A 21,849-nucleotide genomic window follows, 5' to 3' on the forward strand; every position below is an offset into this window, starting at 1 on the left:
TCGTCGGCCGCACCCTCGGAGCAGACCCCCGTGATTCTGCGAGCTGGGATCAGTGCGGTATCCGCAGAGACTGAATGTTGCGCAGGCGCGGACGCGTGAAGGGCAACTTCGCGCGTCACAGTCGGTAACCGCAAATATGACATTTCTGAATGAGACACATAACATCGCGGAGGACCGAACGGAGGCCTCCGTGACTTTGAGCAATGCCGAGACGCGCCCAGCGCGCGTTGCCGCGCGCCCGCCGCGAGCATCTTCCAAGCCCAACGGGCAGTGGAAGATCGACGGCACGGCGCCGCTCAACGCGAACGAGGAGTGGAAGCAGCAGGACGGCGGCCTGTCGGTGCGCGAGCGCATCGAGAACATCTACGCCGAGGGCGGCTTCGCCTCGATCGACCCGACCGACCTGCACGGCCGGTTCCGCTGGTGGGGGCTGTACACGCAGCGCAAGCCCGGCATCGACGGCGGCCGCACCGCAACCCTCGAACCGCACGAGCTCGAAGACGAGTACTTCATGCTGCGCGTGCGTATCGACGGCGGGCAGCTGAGCACCGAGCAGTTGCGCGTCATCGCCGGCATCTCGACCGAGTTCGGGCGTGACACCGCCGATCTCACCGACCGGCAGAACATCCAGCTGCACTGGATCCGTGTCGAGGACGTGCCCGAGATCTGGCGTCGCCTCGAGGCCGTCGGCCTGCAGACCACCGAGGCATGCGGCGACGTGCCCCGCGTCGTGCTCGGCTCCCCCGTCGCCGGCATCGCGGCCGATGAGCTCATCGACCCGACCCCGCAGATCGACGAGATCACGAGCCGGTTCATCGGCGACGAGTCGCTCGCGAACCTGCCCCGCAAGTTCAAGTCGGCCCTGACGGGCCACCCCAGCCAGGACGTCGTGCACGAGATCAACGACGTCGCCTTCGTCGCCGTCGACCACCCCGAACTCGGCATCGGCTACGACCTGTGGGTCGGCGGCGGCCTGTCGGTCGCACCCCGCCTCGCCGAGCGCCTCGGCGTATTCGTGCGCCCCGACCAGGTGGCGGATGCCTGGCACGGCGTCGCGCAGATCTTCCGCGACTACGGGTTCCGACGCCTGCGCAACCGCGCGCGGCTGAAGTTCCTGCTGGCCGAGTGGGGCGCGGAGAAGTTCCGGCAGGTGCTGCAGGACGAGTACCTCGGCTATGAGCTGCCCGACGGCCCGGCCGCCCCCGCACCGCTCACGGCGGGCGACCACGTCGGCGTGCACCGCCAGAAGGACGGCCGCTTCTACATCGGCGCGACCCCCATCGTCGGCCGCGTTTCGGGCCCCACGCTCGCCAAGCTCGCCGACCTCATCGAGGCGCACGGCTCGTCGCGCCTGCGCCTCACCCCGCACCAGAAGCTCGTCGTGCTCGACGTGCCCGAAGACCAGGTCGAGTCCCTCGTCGCGGGCCTCGACGAGCTCGGCCTGCAGGCTCGGCCCAGCCTCATCCGCCGCGGCACGATCGCGTGCACCGGCATCGAGTTCTGCAAGCTCGCGATCGTCGAGACGAAGGCGTACGCGACCGCCGCGGTGCTCGAACTCGAGGAGCGCCTCGCCGGGTACGACCTGCCGCATCCGATCGCCCTGCACGTGAACGGCTGCCCGAACTCGTGTGCCCGCATCCAGACCGCAGACATCGGTTTGAAGGGGCAGCTCGTCACGATCGACGGTGAACAGGTGCCCGGCTACCAGGTGCACCTCGGTGGCGGGCTCGCCTCGCAGGACCGCGACGATCCTGGCCTGGGTCGCACGGTGCGCGGGCTGAAGGTCGCCGCCGACGGCATCGCCGACTACGTGGATCGCGTCGTCAAGCGGTTCCTCGACGACCGCGCCGCCGACGAGACGTTCGCACAGTGGGCACACCGTGCCGACGAGGAGGCGCTGCAATGACCGTTTCGCTCGCTCCCCGCGCCACCACCCGCCGCAGTCCTGACGAGCTGCGCGCCCTCGCCGACGAGGCCAACATCGCCCTCGGCAGCCTGACCGACCACGAAGCCTCAGCTGCCGAGGTCGTGCGCTGGGTGGCAGAGAACTTCGCCGTCGAAGCGGCTGCCGTCGCCTGCTCCATGGCGGATGCCGCCCTTCCCCACCTCGTGGCCGAGCAGCTGCCCGGGGTGGACGTGCTGTTCCTCGAGACCGGGTACCACTTCGCCGAGACGCGCATCACGCGCGACGAGGTGCAGCGTGTGCTCGACGTACGCGTCGTCGACATCACTCCCGAGCAGACCGTCGCCGAGCAGGACGCCGAGTTCGGCGAGAAGCTGTTCGAGCGCGATCCGGGCCTGTGCTGCGCACGCCGCAAGGTCGAACCGCTGCACGACGCCCTCGGTGGCTATGAAGTCTGGTTCACGGGCGTGCGCCGCGAAGAGGCACCCACCCGCATCAACACCCCGCTGGTGACCTACGACGAGCGCAACGGGCTCGTGAAGGTGAATCCGGTCGCGGCGTGGAGCTTCGATCAGCTGATGGGCTACGCCGCCGAGCACAAGGCGCCTGTCAACCTGCTGCTCGACTTCGGTTACCCCTCCATCGGCTGCGAGCCGTGCACCAGGCCGGTCGCCCCCGGCGAAGACCCCCGATCGGGCCGCTGGGCCGGATCCTCGAAGACGGAATGCGGGTTGCACGCATGACAACTGTTCTCGATACACGCGCCACGAGCGCCACGCTCGACACACTCGACCTGCTCGAGGCCGAAGCCATCCACATCATCCGCGAGGTCGTCGCGGAGTTCGAGCGACCCGTCCTGCTGTTCTCGGGCGGCAAAGACTCTGTCGTCGTGCTGCATCTGGCGACGAAGGCGTTCGCACCCGGCAAGGTGCCCTTCCCGGTGCTGCACGTCGACACCGGGCACAACTTTCCCGAGGTCATCGCGTTCCGCGACGAGACCGTCGCGCGCCTCGGCATCCGCCTCGAAGTGGCCAGCGTGCAGGACTACATCGACGACGGCCGCCTGCACGAGCGCACCGACGGCACGCGCAACCCACTGCAGACCGTGCCGCTGCTCGATGCGATCGCCGCCGGCCGCCACGATGCGGTCTTCGGCGGCGCGCGCCGTGACGAGGACAAGGCGCGCGCCAAGGAGCGCATCATCTCGCTGCGCGACGAGTTCGGGCAGTGGGACCCGCGCAACCAGCGCCCCGAGCTGTGGAGCCTGTACAACGGCCGCCACACGCCCGGTCAGCACGTGCGGGCGTTCCCGATCTCGAACTGGACCGAGCTCGACATTTGGCGCTACATCGAGCGCGAGAACATCGCCCTGCCGCCGCTGTACTTCGCGCACGAACGCGAGGTCTACGAACGCGACGGCATGTGGCGCCCCGTCGGCCCGTTCTCACCGCCCCGCGAGGACGAACAGGTCGTCACGCGCACGGTGCGCTATCGCACGGTCGGCGACATGAGCTGCACCGGCGCGGTGGACTCACCCGCGGCATCCGTGTCGGACATCGTCGCCGAGGTCGCCGTGTCGACCCTGACCGAACGCGGCGCCACGCGCGCCGACGACCGCCTCAGCGAGGCGGCGATGGAAGACCGCAAGAAGGACGGGTACTTCTGATGACCACCGCCACCGACCTCACAGCACCCGCCGATGCCGCGGCGCCCGCCGAGCAGCACTCCACGCTGTTCCGCTTCGCGACGGCCGGCTCGGTCGACGACGGCAAGTCGACGCTCGTCGGGCGGCTGCTGCACGACTCGAAGGCGATCCTCGCCGACCAGCTCGAGCAGGTGCAGCGCACGTCGGTCGAACGCGGGTTCGCGCACGGCGCGTTCGACTTCGCGCTGCTCACCGACGGGCTGCGGGCCGAGCGCGAGCAGGGCATCACGATCGACGTCGCGTACCGATACTTCACAACCGGCGCGCGTTCGTTCATCCTCGCCGACTGCCCCGGGCACGTGCAGTACACCCGCAACATGGTGACCGGCGCGACCACCGCCGACGCGGTCGTCGTGCTCGTCGACGCCCGCAAGGGCATCGTCGAGCAGACGGTGCGCCACCTCGCCGTCGTCGCCCTGCTGCGCGCACCGCACGTCATCATCGCGGTCAACAAGATCGACCTGACCGGCTACTCGCAGGAGACGTTCGAGCAGGTCGCCGCCGACGCGCGTCGGGTTGCGGCGGGCCTGGAGATCACCGACCTGCACGTGCTGCCGGTCTCGGCGCTCGAAGGCGACAACATCGTGGGCCCGTCCGAGCACACACCCTGGTACGACGGCCCGGCACTGCTCGAGCTGCTTGAGACGCTGCCTGCCGCCGACGATCTCGACCGCACCACCGAACCGCTCCGCCTGCCCGTGCAGCTCGTGCTGCGCCCACAGGGCGGTCTCGCCCCCGACATCGCGGCCGATGCCGTCGCGGCGGAGCAGCTGCGCGACTACCGCGCACTCGCCGGTCGCATCGCCTCCGGCTCGGTGCGCGTCGGCGATCGCGTCACGGTGCTGCCGGCGGGCATCGAATCGACCGTCACCGGCATCCGGTCGGCCGGAGCCGTGGTCGAGTCCGCGACCGCGCCGCAGTCGATCTCGCTCGAACTGGCCGACGATGTGGATGCCGCACGCGGCGCGCTCGTGGCGGCCGCAGGCACCGCGCCGGTCGCCCGTCGCGAGATCGATGCGGAGCTCTTCCAGCTCGATGCGCGCACGCTCACGACCGGCAGCCGAGTGCTCGTCAAGCACGGCACCGCCACCGTGCAGGCCCTCGTCGCCGAGATCTCGTCGCGTTACGACCTCGATGCGCTCGAACACGTCGAGGCGACAGCATTGGAGACCAACGACATCGGTCGCGCACGCCTGCGGCTGGCAGCCGATCTGCCGGTCGAGTCGTACCGCGACAACCGTCACGGCGGCTCGTTCCTCGTGATCCACCCGTCCGACGGCGCCACGCTGGCCGCCGGCATCGTCCGCGACTGACGCGGACGCCCCCCTCTTCACACCATCGACAACGGAAGGCGCGCGATGACCGGGACCGTCTGGCTCGTCGGGGCAGGACCGGGAGACCCCGGCCTGCTCACGGTCGCAGGGCTGCGCGCCCTGCGCGCCGCCGACGTCATCGTCGCCGATCGGCTCGGCGCCCGCGCCGTGCTCGACGGCCTGGCCGCAGAGGGCGAGACGATCACGGCCGAGGTGATCGACGTCGGCAAGCTCCCGGGCCACCACGCGGTGCCGCAGGATGCCATCAACGCGCTGCTCGTGCAGCTCGCACGCGACGGCAAGACCGTCGTGCGCTTGAAGGGCGGCGACCCGTACGTGTTCGGCCGTGGCGGAGAAGAACTTGCGTTCTGCCAGGCAGCCGGGGTCGAGGTGCGACTCGTGGCCGGCGTCACCAGTGCCCTCTCGGTGCCAGCCGTCGCCGGGATCCCGCTCACGCACCGCGGCGTCGCGACCGCCTTCACGATCGTCACCGGTCACGATCAGATCGCCGAGATCGGCGGCGGCCGCGACCACACCGTCGTGCTGCTGATGGGCGTGGGCACCCTCGCGCACTCCGCCCGCATACTCGCCCAAGGCGCCCGGGGCCTGGACTGTCCCGTCGCGGTTGTGGAGGATGGGTACGGGACGCGCCAGCGCGTCACCGTCGGATCGCTCGCCTCCATCGCTGCGCAGGCAGCAGAGCGCGGCATCCGCTCCCCCGCCGTCGTGGTCGTCGGTGATGTCGTGCGTCTCAGCCCCTATGCCCCCGCCGAGATCGCGCTGGACGCGCTCGCGGCATCCGAAGCCCTCTCCGTACGACTCGCAGCGGAGACCACCAGCCCGAAAGGCCACCACCGTGACTGACCTGAACCTCCGCGTCGCGATCATCGGCTCCGGCCCCGCCGGCATCTACGCCGGCAACATCCTCACCGGCGCGGTGAACGACGCGGGCGGCACCGTCGCGATCGACCTGTTCGAGTCGCTGCCCGCCCCATACGGCCTCATCCGGTACGGCGTCGCGCCCGACCACCCGCGCATCAAGGGCATCGTGAACTCGCTGCACGAGATGCTGGATGCCGGCACCACCCGTTTCATCGGCAATGTCGAGGTCGGCCGCGACATCGCCCTCGACGAGCTGCAGGAACGCTACGACGCCGTCATCCTCGCGACCGGCGCGATCCGCGACGCGAATCTCGACATCCCCGGCATCGACCTGCCCTCCTCGTATGGCGCGGCGGACTTCGTCGCCTGGTACGACGGTCACCCCGACGTGCCCACGACGTGGCCGCTGGATGCCGCAGAGGTCGCCGTCATCGGCAACGGCAACGTCGCCCTCGACGTCGCGCGTGTGCTCGCCAAGCACGCCGTCGACCTGCGCTCGACCGAGGTGCCCGACAATGTGCTGGCGGGCCTGGAGACCTCGGCCGTCACCGACGTCCACGTCTTCGGCCGCCGCGGCCCCGCCGACATCAAGTTCACCCCCATCGAGCTGCGCGAACTCGGTGAGGTGCCGAACGTCGACATCATCGTGCACGACGAGGACTTCACCCACGCCGACCCGGCACAGGCATCCAACAACCAGCTGAAGGTCATGCTGCGCGTGCTGAACTCGTGGCGCGACCGCCCCTCGACCGGTGCGAGCCGCCGCCTGCACCTGCACTTCTACCACGCGCCCGTCGAGGTGCTCGGCACCGACCGCGTCGAAGGCGTACGCTTCGAGCGCACCACGCCGACCGGCGACGGCAGCGTCGTCGGCACGGGCGAGTTCCGCGAGATCGCTGTGCAGCAGGTCTATCGCGCCGTCGGCTACTTCGGCACGCCGGTCGTCGGGGCGCCTTTCGACGAGGTGCGCGGCGTCGTGCCGAACGTCGAAGGCCGCGTCACCGACACGTCGTCGGCGGCGACCCCCGAAGACGGCGGCACGGCGATCCAGGGGCTGTACGCCACCGGGTGGATCAAGCGCGGCCCGGTCGGTCTCATCGGCCACACCAAGTCCGACGCCATGGAGACCATCGCGCACCTGGTCGCCGACGCGACCGCCGGGCGCCTGGCCGCCCCCACCGTCACCGGTGACGTGCTCGACCTGCTCGCCGAACGCGACGTGGCCTTCACGACGTGGGAGGGCTGGCTCGCCCTCGACGCGCACGAGCGCGAGCTCGGTCAGACCCACGAGCACACCCGCGAGCGCGTCAAGGTCGTGCCGCGCGACGAGCAGGTCGCCATCTCACGCTCCGGAGCGCTGATCGAGTCATGACCTACGTCATCGCGCTGCCCTGTGTCGATGTGAAGGACCGTGCGTGCATCGACGAGTGTCCCGTCGATTGCATCTACGAGGGTGAGCGTTCGCTCTACATCCACCCCGACGAGTGCGTCGACTGCGGTGCGTGCGAGCCGGTGTGCCCCGTCGAGGCGATCTACTACGAAGACGACCTCCCCGACGAGTGGCAGGACTACTACACCGCCAACGTCGACTTCTTCGATGACATCGGCTCGCCCGGCGGTGCCGCGAAGGTCGGCGTCATCAAGAAGGACCACCCGATCATCGCCGCCCTCCCGCCCCAGGGCGACGGACATGACTGACGGGCACTGTCCGGCATCCGTCGACGTCGTCATCATCGGCGGCGGCCCGGCCGGGCTCTCGGCGGCGCTCAACCTCGGTCGGGCCCGCGCCTCGGTCGTCGTGGTGGATGCCGGCAGGCCCCGCAACGCGGCGACGCTCCGCTCGCACGGCTTCTTGACGCGCGACGGCATCTCGCCGATCGAACTGCGCAAGCTCGCGCGCGCCGAACTGCAGCAGTACCCGAACGTGCGCATCCTCGACCGGGCACGCGTCGGCGCCGTGCGCCCCGCCCTCGGCCCCGACGGCCGCTTCGAAGTCGCCGTCACGACCCGCACGCCCGGCGAGCCGCCCGTGCTGGCCGCGGAGACGGTGCTGGTCGCGACGGGGCTCGGCGAGACGTTGCCGGCGATCCCCAGCATCCGATCGTTCTACGGCATGTCGATGTTCAGCTGCGCCGCGTGCGACGCGTGGGAACTGCAGGACAAGCCGCTCGCGCTCATCGGCGAGACCCCCGATCTGCCGGACCGGGCTCGCCTGCTCGCACGCTGGACGAACGACCTCACCGTCTTCACGAACGGCACCGACGTGGTGGATGCCGTCGCCGAGGCGGAGTTGGCGGCATCCGGCATCGCCGTCGAGCGTCGCGCGATCGACGACCTCGAGGGCGAGAAGGGCGCCGTGTCAGGTGTGCGACTCGCCGACGGATCGGTGATCCCCGTCGCCGGCGGCTTCGTGCGGCCGGTGTGGCACGCCGCGGCCGACTTCTTCGACGGTGTGGACCCCGACCGCGACCTCGACGGGCACCTCATCGTCGACGGATCGGGCCGCACGTCGGTGCCGGGACTGTACGCCGCCGGTGACGCCGCGGCTCCCGGACCGCAGCAACTCATTGTCGCCGCCGGCCAAGGCGCCCGCGCCGCCGCCGTCCTCGTGCACGACCTCGTGGGCGTCCGCACCTCGCACTGACCGGGGCGGTCGGACCGGCGCGCTCAGGCCAGCCCGTGCTCGAAGGCGAAGACGACGAGCTGCACGCGGTCACGCAGCGCGAGCTTGGCGAGGATGCGGCTGATGTGCGTCTTCACCGTCGCCTCCGACAAGAACTCGCGCGCCGCGATCTCGCCGTTGCTGAGCCCCCGCGCGGCGAGCGCGAAGATCTCCCGTTCGCGTTCGGTGAGCTCGCCGAATGTGTCGGGCACCGCGGCGACGGGCGCCGCCGGAAACTGCGCGAACAGTTCGCGTGTCGCCGACGCCGCGATGACCGCGGACCCGGCATGCACCGTGCGGATGGCGGCGAGCAGGAACTCCGGATCAGCGTCCTTGAGGAGGAACCCGCTGGCTCCCTGCCGGATCGCGCGGGCCGCAGCCTCGTCGAGATCGAACGTGGTGAGCATGACGATGCGGGGCGGGGACGCGCCGAAGGAGGTGTCGGCGAGTAGTTCTGACGTCGCCGTGAGACCGTCCATCACCGGCATCCGAATGTCCATCAGCACGACGTCGGGCCGCACGGACCGCACCAGCGTCAGCGCCTCGGCGCCATCACCGGCCTCGCCCACGACCGTCAGGTCGGGCTGCGAGTCGATGACCATGCGGATACCGGCGCGGAACAGGGCCTGATCGTCGACGAGGACGACGCGGATCGCTTCGTCGGTCACGCCGCTTCACCGATCGGCAGTGTCGCCCGCACGAGGAACACGTCACCCGCGACACCCGCGCCGCACGTGCCGCCCACAAGCTGCGCACGCTCGCGCATACCGATCAGGCCGTGCCCGCGCGATTCGTTCGCGCCGTGCTGCGCTTCGGATGGCGACGTCGCAGCACTTCGGCGCGAATCGACGAGGGGATTGGTGACGGTGAGTTCCACCCGGTCAGCATGCCACGCCAGGGCCACCTCGACCGGGGCGCCGCCGTGCCGGAGGGCATTGGTGAGCGCCTCCTGCAGGATGCGGTAGACCGCGAGCTGCACCGCCGCGGGCGGTTCGCCGTGCGGTGCCGGGTCGATGTCGACACGCAGATCGACGCCCGCACCGCGCACCTGCGCGTACAGCTGCTCGAGATCTGCGAGGGTCGGCTGCGGACCGTCGGTCTGACTGTGGCGAAGCTGCGTGAGCAGCAGCCGCACGTCGGAGAGGGCGGAACGTGCGGTCGACGAGATCTGCTGCAGGGCCTGATTCGAACTCGCCGGGTCGGCCGCGTACCGCGCACCATCGGCCTGGGCGATGACCACCGCGAGAGAGTGGGCGACGACGTCGTGCATATCGCGGGCGATGCGGGTGCGCTCCTGCTCGGCTGACGTCTGCGCCTCGGCGCGCTGCTGCGCCTCACGGTTCTCGCGCGCCCTGACTCCGGTGCGCACGAGCGCCCCGACCGTCCACGACAGCACGAGCGCGAACACGGCTGCCGCGAAGATCGAGATGCCGCCGATCACCTCGGGTGTGAGGTCGTGCGAGGGGCTCAGCCCCATCGTCGTGATCATCGACGGCACGACGAGGTACACCGCGATCGTCACGGCGCCGACGATCGCCGACCCGAACCCCGCCCAGAACGCGAACTGTGTGCCGTAGGCGGCGGCCGTGTAAAGGATGCCGAAGGTGGCGATGTTCGCCGGGAGCGGCGGCAGCCCGGCGATCATCTGGACGATCGAAGCACCCCACGCGATCGCGAGCGCCAGCCCGGGCGCCCATCGCCGCAGCGCGAGTGCGCCGGCGAGGGCCACCGTGACGCCGACCCCGACGATCATCGCGAGGATCGACGGCAAATAGCTCGAGGGGGTCGAGCCGGCGATCCACACCGGCATCCCGAGCGCCGCAAGCGTGAACAGCAGGAACAGCCCAGCCACCACCGCGTCGACGACGCGCTGATAGACCGGGATGCTGCGGAACACGCTACGACGCTACGCGAGCGCGGCGGCCACGGCATCCCCCCGGGGATGTATCGGCGTCAGCCCCTCGTCGCATGCCGCCGCGGCGTCAGAGCGGGCGGACGGGACGGTGCTCGTAGAAGGTCTGCAGCACAACGGTCGTGCGAGTGCTGACGGATGCCGCGGCCCGGATGTCGCGGATGAGTCCTTCGAGGGCCCCTGGCGACGCGACCCGGACGAACAGCATGTAGGCGGCATCGCCCGCGATGGAGTGGCACGCCTCGATCGCTTCGAGGTGTTCGAGCAGTTCGGGCGCGTTGTCGGGCTGGGCGGGGTCGAGCGGTGTGATCTCGATGAACGCCGACAGCGGCCGGCCGATCGCCTCGGGATCGAGCACGGCGCGGTAGCCGGCGATCACACCCGTGCTCTCCAGTCGCCGCAGGCGTGTCTGCACGGCCGAGACCGACAGTCCGACCTCGCCCGAGATGTCGGACAGGGTTGCGCGGGCATCGCGAGCGATCACCTCGACGATGGCCTGGTCGACAGCATCCTCCATACGTGAAAGAATACCGGTAGATGTCCGGCTACACCGGAATGTTTCCTGTCACGCGTCGCTTCGGCGGCCGATCCTCACGATCGGAGGTTCCCATGTCCCTGACCGCACACCCCGCCACGGCCATCGTCGGAGAGCCCGAGGTCGTCGAAGACGGCCTCGCCAAGACAACACAGGTTGTCGAGGATGTCGTGAGCTCGTCCGCCTGGATCGCGCTCAAAGACGCGGCGACCGCGATGCAGACCCTGCAGGCGAAGGATGGATCGGTGCCGGAGGCAGCCGACCATCCCCGTGCGAGCGAACTCGTGCGCACCATCACCTCGTCGATCAAGACCCTCGCACCGAACTTTCCGCACGATGCCGACTACCTCGCCGCGTCGGTGCGCGACTTCGACCGGTGGATGTCCGGCGGCTTCGGCGTGCCCGACTTCCTCGACTCACTCGTCGCCTTCCAGCCGCAGCAGCACCGCATCGACGGACTTCGTCACCTCGTCGTGTTCCCGATGTACACGCAGAACGGTTCGCAGAACCGGTTCGTCGAGGCGCTGCTCGTCGAGGTGATCTGGCCCGAGTTCATCGCCCAACTCGAGACCGAGTACACCAACCGGCTATTCGTCTCGCTGCGCCTGCTCGACTTCACACCGGGGTACGACACCAACAGCGCCGTGCTGTTTCCCGAGACGGTCGCGATGCGCGAGATCCCCGTGTTCGCGTGGGGCGCGATCTTCCAAGACCGCGAGGCGGCACGCTACCGCCGCGTCGTGGGCGCGGCATCCGACATCACCAAGCTCGAACTGCCCGCCGCGGCGGCTCGCATGCTCGATGACCAGGCGCTCACCGAGCAGACCTTCGTGATGTGGGACATCATCCACGACCGCACGCACATGCGCGGCGACCTGCCGTTCGACCCGTTCATGATCAAGCAGCGGATGCCGTTCTTCCTGTACTCGCTCGAAGAGCTGCGCTGCGACCTCACCGCGTTCCGCGAGTGCGTGAACATCCAGTCCCGTCTGCAGGCGCGCGTCGAGGCAGGCGACGAGCTGACATCGGCGGAGACCGAGATGCTCGAGCACGCCGGGCTCGTGCAGTACGCCGTCATCTTCGACCGCATCTTCCGCTTCGCGATCACCGGCACGCGGGTGCGCAACTATGACGGACTGGGCGGACAGCTGCTGTTCGCGTGGCTGCACCAGCGGGGCGTGCTGCACTGGACCGACACGTCGCTGGCCTTCGACTGGCACGACGTGCCGGCAGCGGTCATCGGGCTCAGCGACGCGATCGACCGTCTGTACTGGGAGTCGATCGACCGCCCGAAGGTGGCACACTGGCTCGCCGCGTACGAGTTGGTGCGCGGCGTCGTCACCCCGCACCCGGCGTCGGTTTGGGCGAGGGGCCTGCCGACGGAGGTGCTGGCCGGTCCACCCAAGGGCTACACCGACGCGGTGTTGGATGACGAGTTCCCGCTGTCGATGTTCTTCGAGGCGCTCGAGAAGAAGATGCGCGACGTGATCGCGTCGACCGCCGGCATCCGCGGCACGGACGACTGACATGCCGGGCGTCGCGGGCCGCACCGTGCTCATCGCCGGCGCGACGAGCGCAGCCGGCGCTGCCGCCACCCACACCCTCACCGCCGCCGGCGCCGGCGTCATCGCCGTCGGACGCGACGCCGCGAAGCTCGCAGCGCTGTCGGTGGGCGCGCGCGGCGAGGTATGCGACCTGAGCGATGAGGATGCCGTTGCAGCGTTGGCGGGGCGGTTGCGGGGCGACGGGGTGCGTGTCGACGGAGTGCTGCACCTCGTCGGGGGGTGGCGCGGAGGCGGCGGGCTGGCGGGCCAGACCGATGCGGACTATCGGTTCCTCGAGCACGGGTTCACGGCGCTGCGGCACGTGTCGCGTGCCTTCGACGCCGACCTGCGCGCATCGGATGCCGGGCGCTTCGCGATCGTGTCTTCGACCGCCGTGCAGCGGCCGCTCGCCGGTGGCGCGAACTATGCAGCCGTGAAGGCCGCGTCGGAGGCGTGGACGCGCGCCGTCGCGCACGGCTTCGCGAAAGCAGCCCGGGATGCCGACGAGCCGCTGCGCACGGCCGCCGTGACGTTCCGTGTCACCGCGCTCGACGGCCTCGAGCAGGCGCTCGCCGATGCGTTCGTCGGCCTCTGGGACGTCGATGCCGCCGACGTGAACGACACCGTCATCCCGCTCGCCTGATCGCCGAACCTCGGATCAGGTCTGGTCGTTGCCGGCCGTTGCCGCCGGCGTCGGGGCTGCGGTCTCGTCGGGCTTGACCGACTCGAGCTGACCGGCGAACGACTGCGACAGCTTGCGGTACGAGCGGGTCGCGAACGCGAGGATCGCGGCGACGACCATGATGAGCCCCGCGAACAGGAACACGAGCGCCATGCCGCGCGCCTCACCTTCGCCCAGCAGCCAGCCCCACGTCTGCTCGCCCTCGCTGGAATCCATGTAGGGGATGATCCAGAACTGGGCCAGCGGCGCGATCAGGAACGCGGTGATCGGCGCCGCCGCCGACTCAAACGCCTGCGCGAACCCGAAGACCCGCCCCTGCCTGCGGAACGGCACGACCTTCTGGATGACGGTCTGCTCGGCCGCTTCGACGGCTGGGATCAGGCACATGTACGCCCAGATGCCGACGAGGTACAGCCACCACCATTCCCGGATCGTGAACACGGCACCCAGCAGGCCCATCGCGATGACGCACCACAGCAGTGTGCGCACGGGGTTTCGACCGAGGCCCTTCGCGGCGATCACCCCACCGCCGATGAGGAAGCCCGTCGCCGTCACGGCCAGCACGATGCCCCAGATCTTCACGTCGAACAGGGTGAGCCCGTACGGGTCCATGAGCGCCATGTAGACGCCGCCGATGAGGTTGTTGAACGTCGAGAAGATGAGCAGCGCGAACAGCCCGGGAACGAGCAGGATCGTCGCGATGCTGCCCCGGATGTCGACCTTCGGCGCCTGGCCGTCGACGCGCTCGGGCTCGTCCTCGGGCACGGTGAGGGTCAGCAGGTGCACGAGCGCCGCGGTCGTGAACACGAGCGCGATCACGACCGTCCACCCCATGCCGACGAGGCCGATCGCGAACCCCGAGAACACGCTCGTCACGATGAACGCGAGCCCCTGCACGGTGCCGACCAAGCCGTTCGCGTTCGCGTGGCGCTCGACCGGCACCAGCAGCGTCACGGTCGTCGACAGCGCGATGTTGCGCATGTTCTCGATGACGGCGCCGAACAGGATGATCGCCGAGAAGATCCAGAACCACGGCTGCCCGAGATCGATCATCGTCGACTCGGGGAACAGGAGGAACAGCGACCCCGCCACGGCGAAGGCGGCGAGGGTGATGAAGCTCGAGACGACCATGACGCGATGCTTGCGGTGACGGTCGACGAACGTGCCGAACGGGATCGCGAACACCGCCAGGAACAGCATGTACGCGCCGCCGATGATGCCGGTCGCGAGCACCGACTGCGTCTCGAGATACGCCCAGAACGTGAGCGCGAACCACAGGAAGCTCGTCGTGACGTTCGCGACCGCGGTGTTGACGAGCACGGCCATGAAGGTGCGCATGGATGCGAGCGTACTCAGCACCTCCGACACGCAACAGGCGGCAATTAGGCTGGACTCTCGTGACGACGATCCATGACCGCGCCGTGCGCGGCTTCGCCAGCGACAACTACTCCGGTGTGCACCCCGAGGTGCTCGAGGCGATCGCCGCTGCCAACGACGGGCACCAGATCGCCTACGGCGAAGACGTCTACACGACGCGGCTGCAGGAGGTGCTCGCAGCGCACTTCGGCGAGGGGGTCGAAGGGTTCCCGGTGTTCAACGGCACCGGGGCGAACGTCGTCGGGCTGCAGTCGATGCTGCCGCGGTGGGGAGCCGTGATCGCGGCATCCACCGCCCACATCAACGTCGACGAGGGCGGCGCGCCGGAGCGGGTCGCGGGCATCAAGATCCTGAACGTGCCCACCGACGACGGCAAGCTCACCCCCGACCTCATCGACCGCGAGGCCTGGGGCTGGGGCGACGAGCACCGCGCACAGCCGCTCGTCGTGTCGATCACGCAGTCGACCGAACTCGGCACCCTGTACACGCCCGAAGAGATCCGCTCGATCGCCGACCACGCCCACGCGCGCGGCATGAAGCTGCACCTCGACGGCGCACGCCTGTCGAACGCCGCCGCCGCTCTCGACCTGCCGCTGCGCGCGTTCACGCGGGATGCCGGCGTCGACGTGCTCAGCCTCGGCGGCACCAAGAACGGCGCGATGCTCGGCGAGTGCGTCGTCGTGCTCGAACCGACGTCATCAGAAGGACTGCTGTTCCTGCGCAAACTCAACATGCAACTCTCCAGCAAAATGCGCTTCGTCTCGGCACAGCTGATCGCCCTGCTCGAAGGCGACCTCTACCTGCGCAACGCGCGGCATGCCAACGCGATGGCGCAGCGCCTCCGGGGCGCCGTCGAGGCGGGCATCGCCGACGGATCGATCCACGGGGTCGCATTCACCCAGCCCACGCAGTCCAACGGCGTGTTCGCGACGCTGCCCGACGGCGTCGCCGACCGGCTGCGCGAGTCGTTCCGCTTCTACGACTGGGATGCCGCGCGCAACGAGGTGCGCTGGATGTGCTCCTTCGACACCCACGAAGACGACGTGGATGCGTTCGTCGCCGAACTCGCGCGGCTGACCGCCGGCGCCTGAGCGCCGGCGCGGCGCGTCAGTCCTTCGCCGCGAGGCTCTCTTCGGGTTCGACGAGCTCGTCGTCGTCTTCGTCGTGCGCGAGGTCGACCTCGATGATCTCGACGGTGCTGTCGGCCACGACGTCGTCGGGGGCTGCGACGATCTCGGGGGCGAGCACGAGTTCGAACTCGGGTTCGACCGCTTCCTCGGCCGGTGCGTCGCCTTCGACATCGACGTCATCGGTGACGAGATCGGCCGACGCGCCGGCGCCGGGATCCCGCAGCGACACGGACTCACCCGCGCCCTCTGCGCGCATCAACTCACGGACGTCCGCCATGAAGCTCGACAGCTGGTGCTGCTGCCAGCGCAGCTGACGGGTGCGGTCTTCGGCATCGCGCAGCACGGCATCGGCGTGGCTCGTGACGGCGTCGATGATCTGCTGGGCGCGGTCGCGGGCACGGTCCATGTGCTCACGTGCCTTCAGCTGCGCGTCGGCGTCGATCTGCGCAGCCTGCGCACGCATGAGCCGGTCGAAATCGTCGGCCTTCGCGGTGATGCGCTGCGAGTGCTCGAGGGATGCCGCGACCTGGTCGTTGGCATCCTTCGTGATGCGCTCTGCGTGCGCGACCGCCTGGTTGTGCAGTGCGAGAAACTCCTGCTGCGCGTCGTCCTGACGGCGGGTCAGCGACTCCTCGAAGTCGAGCGCGCGGCGCCGCAGCTCGCGTACCGCGTCGTCGGCCTCGGCACGCGACTGGTCGGTCTCGCGCGCGACCAGACCGCGCAGGGCAGCAGCGGACTTCTCGGCCTCGGTGCGGATCGCCGCCGCTTCGCGCTCTGCCTGCGCCACCTTCTCGGCGGCGTGCGCCGTCTGCCGCTCGAGCTGCGCGGTGTGAGCGGTCAGCTCGGTCGAGATGCGCACGCGCGCCTGCTGCGCCTCGTGCTCGGCACGCGAGCGGATCGCCTCGGCGTCGGCCTGCGCCTCGGCGCGCCGCTGCTGGATGTCGACGTCTGCCGCCGCGAGCAGCCGGTCGGCCTGCAGGCTGGCGTTCTTGATGATGACCGACGCCTGCTCCTCGGCGACGTGCAGCACCTCTTCGAACCGCTGCCGGTTCGCCGACTCACCCGCAGCGTCGCGCAGCTCGTCGGTGAGCGTTGCGACGCGATCTTCGGCGGTGTTCGCCTTGGCCTCGGCAACCGTGAGCTTGCTCTCGAGATCGGCGATCGCCGCCTCGTGCTGCGCCTCTGCGTCGGCGATGGCGCGGCGGTGGCGCTCCTGCACGACGCCCATCGCCGACTCACCGGCGCGCACGCGTGCGTTCAGCTCGGAGATCGCCGAATCGACCTCGCTCTTGTCATAGCCGCGGAAGGCCGTCGTGAAGTCGGCGTCGCCGTCGGACGACTGCTGATGCTGTTGCGAGAGCAGGTCGTCGAAGGCCGAGCGTGGCTCGGTGATGTCAGGGGTCGGGCGGTCGTCGGACACGGATACTCCGAGGGGGTGGGGGATCAGAAACCGCACACTCGGCTTCTGAGACAAACGGTACCCGTTCGCGCCCGCTCCGCGTAGCCGCGCGGTCAGGCGCCGGGCGTGAGCCACTCCCGGTAGGCGTCGAAGCCGTAGGGGCGACCGAGGAACGATTCGACGAGGTCTGCAGCGTCACGCGAACCACCCGGCTCGAGGATCTCGCGGCGGTAGCGCTCGGCGACCGTCGGGTCCAGCAACTCGCCGCCGAACCCCGACAGCAGGTCGCGCGCGATGACGAGGCTCCACTGGTACGTGTAGTAGCAGGCGCCGTAGCCGGTCAGGTGCCCGAACCCGGCATACGAGTGCAAGCCCGCGAGCGGCTGCACGGGCGACGTGACCCGGTACCAGTGCTCGGTCGCGGCCTGCAGATCTTCGGGTCGGTCGACGTGCAGGTGGTACGACACGTTCGCGTGACCGAGCTGTCGGCGCACCTCGAGCGCACGGCCGAAACCGTCGGCGACCTTCATCTTCTCGACGAGGTCGGCCGGGATCGGATCCCCCGCGGCGTTCGCCGTGAATGTCGCCAGCACCTCGGCATCCCACGCCCACTCCTCGAGCAGCTGGCTGGGCGCCTCGACGAAGTCCCACTCGGTCGCGACACCGGTGAAGCGGGCGAAACGCTGTCCGCCGCCCAGGATCGCGTGGACGAGGTGACCGAACTCGTGGAAGAACGTCGTGACCTCGTCGTGCGTGAGCAGGCCCCGCGAGAAGTTGCACAGCAGCACCGACTCTGCCAGCACCCGCCCCGAGATGCCCGGCGCGAGCCCGAAGCACGCGGCGTGCGAGAACTTGCCGTCGCGCGGATGCAGATCGAGGTGGATGCGGCCGAGCCGCTCGCTGCCGCGCACGACGTCGTAGGAATGCACGTCGTCATGCCAGGTGGGCGTATCGACCGGCACGTATTCGACGTCGAGGAGGCGCCCTGTGGTCTGCAGCACGCCGGGCAGCACCTTCTCGAACGGAAAGTAGGAACGCACTTCCTGCGCGTCGACGTCGAAGCGCTCCTTCTTCAGCACGCTCAGCAGGTGGAAGAAGTCGGCGATCGTGACGGCCTCGGCATCCGGCACGTCCTGCCGCAGCCGGTCGAGGAGGATCGGGTACTCCGCGTCGGCGGCATCGCGCGACGCGACGTCGAGGCGCTGCAGGAACTCGGCGATCGCCGCACCGGTGCCGATCATGCGGGTCTCGGTCTCGAAGTCGGCCCAGTCTCCGTAGCCGAGCAGCTTGGCACGCTCCTCGCGCACGGCGAGGAGCTCGGCGAGCACGGCGTCGTTCTCGGGCCATGCCAACTCGTTGTACGCGCCGACGAGGGCTGTGCGCGTGTCGCGGTCGGTCGCATACTCGCGCACCGGCATGAGGTCGGGGTAGTCGGTCGTGAGCGCGACGAGGCCGTCGTCGCCGGCGGGGTGGGCGTCGATGAAGTCCTGTGGGAGGCCGACAAGCCCCTCGGGCGCGACCCGGACGCTGCGTTTGCCGTCGCGCACATTGCGGGAGAATTCGAGGCTCAGCGCGGTGTCGCGGTCGGTGAGTTCTCGCACGCGCTCGCGTACGGCGTCGGGCAGGTCGACGCCACCGCGGCGGAAGTCGCGCAGGGTGTGCTCGAGGAGCCTGACCTGCTCATCGTCGAGCCCCGCCGTGTCGAGACCGTCGAGCGCCGCGAACAGCTCACGGTCGAGCAGGCGCTGCGCACTGAGGGCCTCGAGGGTCTGCACCTGCTCCTCCGCGATCCCGCGCACGTCGCCATCGGGGTGCGACTCGCTCAGCAGGTACGCCTCATGCGTCGCCTGCGACAACGCGATGTCGGCGTCGTTCCACAGCTCGAGGGCTGCGGCGGCATCGGCGGGGCCGGCTTTGAGGGCGGCATCCATCTCGGCGACGGTCGCGATCGCGGCGGTCGGCCGCTCGGTCACGAAAGCCGTCCACCCGGCGGAATCGGTCGGAAACTGCAGAGGTTCGCTCATCCTCCGAGCCTACGGCCGGCATGCGACGTCGGGGACGCGCGACCGGCCGTGCACACCGGCGGTCGCCGCATGGCGCGACCGGGGTCAGCGCAGGGCGCCGACGGATGCCAGGGCGAGGCGCACGAGGGTCGAGCGGCCGCCCTCCATCTCGGCGGCGAGCGACTCGGATGCCGCCTCCTCCGGCGACATCCAGGTGACCTCGAGCGCGTCCTGGCGCGGTTCGCACGTGCCCGTGACGGGCACGACGAACGCGAGCGACACAGCGTGCTGGCGGTCATCGTGGAACGCGCTCACGCCCGGGATCGGAAAGTACTCGGCGACCGTGAACGGCACCGGCTGCGGCGGCAGCAGCGGGAACGCCATCGGACCGAGGTCGTTCTCGAGGTGGCGGAACAGCGCGTCGCGCACCGGCTCGCCGTAGCGGACGCGCCCCGAGACGATGGTCCGGGTAATCTCACCGACGGGCGTCGCCCGCAGCAGGATGCCGACCTCGGTGACCGTGCCGATCCCGTCGGTGCGCACCGGCACCGCTTCGACGTACAGCATCGGCAGCCGGCGGCGGGCTTCAGCGAGCTCGACGTCGGTCAGCCACGCCGGATTGGCGGCATCCCCACCGAGCGACCCGAGGCCCCGCAGCGGATCCGGACGTGCGCCGTCGTCGTCGCGCTCGTTCGGGTCGGGGTCGGGGGTGCGGACGGCCATGCATCCTGTATACCCCAGCCACGCCGCACCGCAGGGCGCCCGGCCGGTACGGCGCGGGGCGGACGGGCCGGTACGACCACCAGCTGCCGGCGTCGGTGCCGTTTGGCAGGATGAGGGAATGACCGACGATCTCACTCTTGATGCGGATGCTGTCATCTGGTCGGCGCCCGAGCCAGAGCGCGCCGGCAAACCGCTACTGGTGCTGCTGCACGGCTACGGCTCCGACGAGCGCGACCTGTTCGGGCTCGCGCCGTATCTGCCGGAGGGCTTCGTGGTCGCCTCCGTGCGCGCGCCGTTGTCGCCGCCGTTCCCGACACCGGGGTGGTCGTGGTACCCGATCGAGGGGCTCGAGGGCCGCGGGTCGGATGCGATCACGGCATCCGCGCGGGCCGTGCTCGACTGGCTCGACACGCATGCGGCAGACGCGGCGTCGGTGGGGATGCTGGGGTTCTCGCAGGGTGCGGCGATCGCGTTGCAGGCGCTTCGGCTGCGGCCGGAGGGCGTCGCGTTCGTCGTGAACCTCGCCGGGTACGTGGATGCCGATCCGCTCCCGACCGATGAGGCACTCAAGGCCCTGCGGCCGCCGGTGTTCTGGGGCCGCGGCGCGCGCGACGAGGTGATTCCCGCAGACCGTGTCGAGCACACCGTGCAGTGGCTGCCCGAGCATGTCGAACTCAGCGGGCGGGTGTACGCGGGGTTGACGCACAGCGTTTCGCAGGACGAGCTCGACGACGTCGCGACGTTCCTCGCGAAGCAGTTGGAGTCCTGAGCCGTCCCTGCGACCGACGCTCTTGTAAACGCAGCGTTCACGAACTACTGGGCAGCAGCCGAACGTCGTCGGGCAGCATACGCGGAGCTCGCGGCATCCCCCTCATCGCGCCGTCGAATCTGTACCCCGATCGTCGTGTCGGTGACGCGCTCGTGGCGGGCACCCCGGGCGGTGGCGGACGTGTCGAGGGTGCGGTGCGGGTGATCCGCGCGCAGATGGCCGATATGCCGGGTGAGGCGATGCGCGCCATCATCGCGGAGTCGCTGCAGGGCGGCGCGCAGCCGGCGCGAACGTCACCGAGCGCCGCTCACCGCACGATGCAGACGGTGCTCGACCGGGCGGCCGCGCGCGGCGAGCCCGTGGATGCCGCGGCATCCGACGTGCGGATCGATGCCGCCGCCGCCGTGCAACATTCAGTCTCCGCGACGTTGACCCACCGATTCGGGCCGTTTTCGGCCGATTCAGGCTCGCGCAGACTGAATATTGAACCGGATCGGAAGATGCCAGGTGCGCGGCGACTGGCCCCACTCAGCGGCCGTGGAACACGGGCGGGCGCTTGGCCTGGAAGGCGGCGAAGCCCTCGCGGTAGTCGTCGGTGTCGCAGAGGGCAGCCTGCGCGGCGTTCTCGGTCGTCATGGATGCCCACAGGCCCAGTCGCTGGTCGCGGAGGTAGGCGATGAGCTGCTTGCTGGCGACGAACGCGGCGGTCGCCCCGGATGACGCCTTCGCGGCCGCAGCCTCGGTCTCGGCCACCACGGTGTCGGCAGGGAAGGTCTGGGAGAACAGGCCGGATGCCACGGCCTCCGCGCCGGTCATCAGTCGCCCCGTGTAGATCAGGTCGAGGGTCTTGTGTGCGCCGAGGCGCTCGAAGAACAGCGCGTGCCCGCCGGAGTCGAGCGTCGCGCCGAGGGCCGCGAACGGGGAGCCGATCTTCGCGTTCTCGGCGACGTAGACGACGTCGGTCGCGATCAGCAGACCCAGCCCTACGCCGAGGCACGCGCCGTGCGCGGCGGCGAAGGTCGGTGCGGGGAACGCGGCCATCCGCTGCAGCAGCGGGGTGACCAGCCCGTCGAGGTAGCCGGCCACATCGTCGGTGCGCGGGTCGACGCCGGAGATGTCGCGGCCGGCGCAGAACGCGCGCCCCTCGCCGCGGAGCACGAGCGCCCGGACGCCTGCGGCCTCGGCGCCTGAGTACGCGGCATCCAGGTCACGGACGGCCCGCTCGTCGAGCGCGTTGAGCTTGTCGGGGTTGTTGAGCACGATCATCGCGACGTCGCCGTCGATGCGCAGGTCGATCATGGTGTCGATCA

General features: G+C 69.9%; 20 protein-coding genes. 12 read left to right on the forward strand and 8 right to left on the reverse strand.

The genetic code is table 11. The features are described 5' to 3' along the window. The first annotated feature begins 190 nt into the window (after positions 1 to 190). The 8 genes from AC3ENX_RS04595 to AC3ENX_RS04630 are packed head-to-tail and all read left to right on the forward strand — an operon-like array spanning position 191 to position 8,447. Positions 191 to 1,906 (forward strand): nitrite/sulfite reductase, encoded by a 1,716-nt coding sequence (locus tag AC3ENX_RS04595; RefSeq protein ID WP_434810680.1) that lies wholly within the window; start codon positions 191 to 193, stop codon positions 1,904 to 1,906. Then, positions 1,903 to 2,646 carry a phosphoadenylyl-sulfate reductase gene (locus AC3ENX_RS04600; RefSeq protein WP_434810681.1) on the forward strand — a complete coding sequence of 248 codons (744 nt, stop codon included), beginning with the start codon at positions 1,903 to 1,905 and terminating at the stop codon, positions 2,644 to 2,646. The genes AC3ENX_RS04595 and AC3ENX_RS04600 overlap by 4 nt, the downstream gene beginning before the upstream one ends. Further along, the gene (gene cysD, locus AC3ENX_RS04605; protein ID WP_434810682.1) at positions 2,643 to 3,569 is read left to right on the forward strand and encodes a sulfate adenylyltransferase subunit CysD; all 927 of its coding nucleotides are present in this window, start codon (positions 2,643 to 2,645) and stop codon (positions 3,567 to 3,569) included. The genes AC3ENX_RS04600 and cysD overlap by 4 nt, the downstream gene beginning before the upstream one ends. Continuing rightward, positions 3,569 to 4,921 (forward strand): sulfate adenylyltransferase subunit 1, encoded by a 1,353-nt coding sequence (locus AC3ENX_RS04610; RefSeq protein WP_434810683.1) that lies wholly within the window; start codon positions 3,569 to 3,571, stop codon positions 4,919 to 4,921. Before cysD ends, AC3ENX_RS04610 begins: the two co-directional genes overlap by 1 nt. 45 nt (positions 4,922 to 4,966) lie before the next feature. Further along, positions 4,967 to 5,785, forward strand: coding sequence for a uroporphyrinogen-III C-methyltransferase (gene cobA, locus AC3ENX_RS04615; RefSeq protein WP_434810684.1), 819 nt, complete (start codon positions 4,967 to 4,969; stop codon positions 5,783 to 5,785). Beyond that, on the forward strand, positions 5,778 to 7,175 hold the full coding sequence (locus AC3ENX_RS04620) for an FAD-dependent oxidoreductase (protein ID WP_434810685.1): 1,398 nt from the start codon (positions 5,778 to 5,780) through the stop codon (positions 7,173 to 7,175). The genes cobA and AC3ENX_RS04620 overlap by 8 nt, the downstream gene beginning before the upstream one ends. After that, entirely contained in the window at positions 7,172 to 7,501 is a 330-nt protein-coding gene (gene fdxA / locus AC3ENX_RS04625; protein WP_434810686.1) for a ferredoxin, read from the forward strand. The genes AC3ENX_RS04620 and fdxA overlap by 4 nt, the downstream gene beginning before the upstream one ends. Further along, entirely contained in the window at positions 7,494 to 8,447 is a 954-nt protein-coding gene (locus AC3ENX_RS04630; RefSeq protein WP_434810687.1) for an NAD(P)/FAD-dependent oxidoreductase, read from the forward strand. The genes fdxA and AC3ENX_RS04630 overlap by 8 nt, the downstream gene beginning before the upstream one ends. Positions 8,448 to 8,470: 23 nt before the next feature. On the opposite strand, the gene AC3ENX_RS04635 is transcribed toward AC3ENX_RS04630, so the two are convergent. The 3 genes from AC3ENX_RS04635 to AC3ENX_RS04645 all read right to left on the reverse strand — a co-directional run bounded on the left by AC3ENX_RS04635 (position 8,471) and on the right by AC3ENX_RS04645 (position 10,894). Then, positions 8,471 to 9,133 (reverse strand): response regulator, encoded by a 663-nt coding sequence (locus tag AC3ENX_RS04635; RefSeq protein WP_434810688.1) that lies wholly within the window; start codon positions 9,131 to 9,133, stop codon positions 8,471 to 8,473. Next, a complete protein-coding gene (locus tag AC3ENX_RS04640) occupies positions 9,130 to 10,362 on the reverse strand; it encodes a sensor histidine kinase (RefSeq protein WP_434810689.1) in 1,233 nt (410 codons plus the stop codon). Before AC3ENX_RS04640 ends, AC3ENX_RS04635 begins: the two co-directional genes overlap by 4 nt. A gap of 85 nt (positions 10,363 to 10,447) precedes the next feature. After that, on the reverse strand, positions 10,448 to 10,894 hold the full coding sequence (locus AC3ENX_RS04645) for an Lrp/AsnC family transcriptional regulator (protein WP_434810690.1): 447 nt from the start codon (positions 10,892 to 10,894) through the stop codon (positions 10,448 to 10,450). 92 nt (positions 10,895 to 10,986) lie between these two features. Here AC3ENX_RS04645 and AC3ENX_RS04650 point away from each other — a divergent pair, with 92 nt between their 5' ends. Then, complete coding sequence (locus tag AC3ENX_RS04650; protein WP_434810691.1) at positions 10,987 to 12,438, forward strand: DUF6421 family protein; 1,452 nt, start codon at positions 10,987 to 10,989, stop codon at positions 12,436 to 12,438. A gap of 1 nt (position 12,439) precedes the next feature. Next, positions 12,440 to 13,099, forward strand: coding sequence for an SDR family NAD(P)-dependent oxidoreductase (locus AC3ENX_RS04655; RefSeq protein ID WP_434810692.1), 660 nt, complete (start codon positions 12,440 to 12,442; stop codon positions 13,097 to 13,099). 15 nt (positions 13,100 to 13,114) lie between these two features. On the opposite strand, the gene AC3ENX_RS04660 is transcribed toward AC3ENX_RS04655, so the two are convergent. Further along, positions 13,115 to 14,476 (reverse strand): MFS transporter, encoded by a 1,362-nt coding sequence (locus AC3ENX_RS04660; RefSeq protein WP_434810693.1) that lies wholly within the window; start codon positions 14,474 to 14,476, stop codon positions 13,115 to 13,117. Positions 14,477 to 14,535: 59 nt separating this feature from the next. On the opposite strand from AC3ENX_RS04660, the gene AC3ENX_RS04665 reads away from it, so the two are divergent. Then, positions 14,536 to 15,606: a threonine aldolase family protein gene (locus AC3ENX_RS04665; protein WP_434810694.1), complete on the forward strand. Its 1,071-nt coding sequence runs from the start codon at positions 14,536 to 14,538 to the stop codon at positions 15,604 to 15,606. Positions 15,607 to 15,622: 16 nt separating this feature from the next. Here AC3ENX_RS04665 and AC3ENX_RS04670 read toward each other — a convergent pair whose 3' ends face one another. The 3 genes from AC3ENX_RS04670 to AC3ENX_RS04680 form a co-directional block, all read right to left on the reverse strand. Further along, entirely contained in the window at positions 15,623 to 17,065 is a 1,443-nt protein-coding gene (locus AC3ENX_RS04670; RefSeq protein WP_434810695.1) for a coiled-coil domain-containing protein, read from the reverse strand. A 92-nt stretch (positions 17,066 to 17,157) separates the two neighbouring features. Then, positions 17,158 to 19,068 (reverse strand): M3 family metallopeptidase, encoded by a 1,911-nt coding sequence (locus AC3ENX_RS04675; protein WP_434810696.1) that lies wholly within the window; start codon positions 19,066 to 19,068, stop codon positions 17,158 to 17,160. Positions 19,069 to 19,152: 84 nt separating this feature from the next. Further along, positions 19,153 to 19,770: an NUDIX hydrolase family protein gene (locus AC3ENX_RS04680; protein ID WP_434810697.1), complete on the reverse strand. Its 618-nt coding sequence runs from the start codon at positions 19,768 to 19,770 to the stop codon at positions 19,153 to 19,155. Positions 19,771 to 19,888: 118 nt separating this feature from the next. On the opposite strand from AC3ENX_RS04680, the gene AC3ENX_RS04685 reads away from it, so the two are divergent. Further along, a complete protein-coding gene (locus AC3ENX_RS04685; protein ID WP_434810698.1) occupies positions 19,889 to 20,539 on the forward strand; it encodes an alpha/beta hydrolase in 651 nt (216 codons plus the stop codon). A gap of 528 nt (positions 20,540 to 21,067) precedes the next feature. Here AC3ENX_RS04685 and AC3ENX_RS04690 read toward each other — a convergent pair. Further along, positions 21,068 to 21,838, reverse strand: coding sequence for an enoyl-CoA hydratase/isomerase family protein (locus AC3ENX_RS04690; protein ID WP_434810814.1), 771 nt, complete (start codon positions 21,836 to 21,838; stop codon positions 21,068 to 21,070). Positions 21,839 to 21,849: the final 11 nt, after the last annotated feature.

The organism is Microbacterium sp. bgisy189 (assembly GCF_057707225.1).